General features: G+C 44.3%; 4 protein-coding genes. 3 read left to right on the forward strand and 1 reads right to left on the reverse strand.

Going from position 1 to position 1,767, the window contains the following annotated elements:
* The coding region (locus ET33_RS38195) for a helix-turn-helix domain-containing protein (protein ID WP_152570751.1) at positions 1–163 on the reverse strand (163 nt) is incomplete at its 3' end.
* Positions 164–301: 138 nt separating this feature from the next.
* Between ET33_RS38195 and ET33_RS34410 the strand changes: the two genes are divergently transcribed.
* From ET33_RS34410 to ET33_RS34420, 3 genes are all read left to right on the forward strand, one after another.
* Positions 302–874, forward strand: coding sequence for a DUF2975 domain-containing protein (locus ET33_RS34410; RefSeq protein WP_036693369.1), 573 nt, complete (start codon positions 302–304; stop codon positions 872–874).
* Between the two features lie 19 nt (positions 875–893).
* Positions 894–1,112 carry a helix-turn-helix domain-containing protein gene (locus ET33_RS34415; protein WP_036693370.1) on the forward strand — a complete coding sequence of 73 codons (219 nt, stop codon included), beginning with the start codon at positions 894–896 and terminating at the stop codon, positions 1,110–1,112.
* A 343-nt stretch (positions 1,113–1,455) separates the two neighbouring features.
* Positions 1,456–1,767, forward strand: a 312-nt coding sequence (locus ET33_RS34420) for an IS110 family transposase (RefSeq protein WP_036693372.1), incomplete at its 3' end; no start/stop codon positions are given.

Below are 1,767 nucleotides of genomic sequence, written 5' to 3' on the forward strand. Positions count from 1 at the left end.
AGGTCTGGTAAGACAAGCCTCTACCTGTTTCTTGGAAGGTGTCGTTCCACCTCGCAAGGAAGTGGTTAAAGACAAACCGAGCGCATCCAAACATCTGATGGATCAGCGTCGTTTGCTCCTCCGTAGGGTAGATGCGAAAGCGAAAAGCTTTATGTTGCAACATGCGAGCATTTACCTCCTTTGGTGATTTTATGAGAATTATAGCACATATGTTCGTATGCATACACAAGAGATGCTGATTCATCTCCCCCTTATCGAAGAGGGAGTCTTCTCAGCCTTAACGATAAAGGAGTTATCTTTCATGAAATCGAAAATTATCTTTAAAATAGGTGCGATCCTGTGTCTCATTTGTTTTTACTTTGTTCTATTGGTAGGGATATTTGCGTTAGGGGAACATTCCTTACGTCTGTGGAGCCCGGATAGCGATCTCACCCGGTCCTTTGGAGACTTCCAGCCTTTATTTAGTTATATTGATCTCAACTTTTATCAGCAGCCAGAGCTTTATAGCGATCCGTCCTTTGTTCAACTATCGTTCATTTCCACGACGTGCATGCTCTTGTTCATGCTCTTATTCTTATGGTTTATGCGCAAGCTCCTGAACAATATATATGAAGAGAGTCTTTTTTCGTATGAGAACGTGTCGATTGTTTTCAAATTAGGGCTGACGATCATCGTTGCGGGATCGGCCTATACGTATACCGACGGCCTTCTGTTATCGAAGGCGCTTGCGGCCTTAACGGTTTCCAATGCGCAAATTTCGCTTTCCAACCTGTCCTATGTCGATATGATAACCGGTGGGATCGTGCTCCTGTTGATCTCTTGGGCTTTAAAAATAGCGGTACATGCAGTGGAGGAAAATAGCAAAACAATTTAACTGCGAAGTAGGCGATAAGATGATAAGAATCAAACTGGATGTCGTGATGGCGGAGCGTAAAATGTCGTTAAACCGGCTCTCCGAACTGGTCGGCATCACCCCGGCGAATTTGTCGATCTTAAAAAACGAAAACGGAAAAGCCATTCGCTTCACGACGCTTGATGCGTTGTGCAAAGCTTTAAACTGCCAGCCCGGCGACTTAATGGAATATATCAACGAGACTGAGAATCAAGACTAGCGCTTATCATTCGGAATAGAACAAAAAAGAACCTTATGCGGGGTTCCTAAGTTTGTTGAGAAACCCGCTTTGCGTAGAAATTCTCTGCATACGCTGGCGGGGTATATCCCTCCAGCCGCTGCCCTTCCCCAGAAAGTGATGTAACTCTTGGAAGCTTATTCTGATACTTTCCGGGGCCCCCATCTACCCGTGAACTTGATTAGAATTAGCGGTATTTTCATGGGTTTCAAAGTATTCCTCTAAGTCGCTAATTTTGGATTTTGTCAAAAAGGAGCGCTCTCCAGTATGATGAATTTATGGGGCCTAGACAACCCAAATTCATCTATATGGAGGCGCTCTTATTATGAAGTTTAAACAAAGTGACAAACAAAATCAACGTATTGAAAAAATTACAACCGACCATCTTGTTATCGGCATCGATATTGCCAAGTTTTCTCATGTTGCCCGTGCTGTCGATTTTCGTGGGATCGAACGTGGCCACTATCTTGCCTTCTCTAACGATCACGTCGGCTTTAAAGCCCTATTCCAGTGGATACAAGCTATGATGGATCAGCATCACAAAACGAAGGTGCTCATCGGTGTTGAACCCACTGGGCACTACTGGCTCAATCTCGCCTTCTGGCTTCAAGAAAGGCAACTCGAGCTTGTTCTCGTT

The sequence above is a fragment of the Paenibacillus tyrphae genome (assembly GCF_000722545.1).
Taxonomy (GTDB): domain Bacteria; phylum Bacillota; class Bacilli; order Paenibacillales; family NBRC-103111; genus Paenibacillus_G; species Paenibacillus_G tyrfis.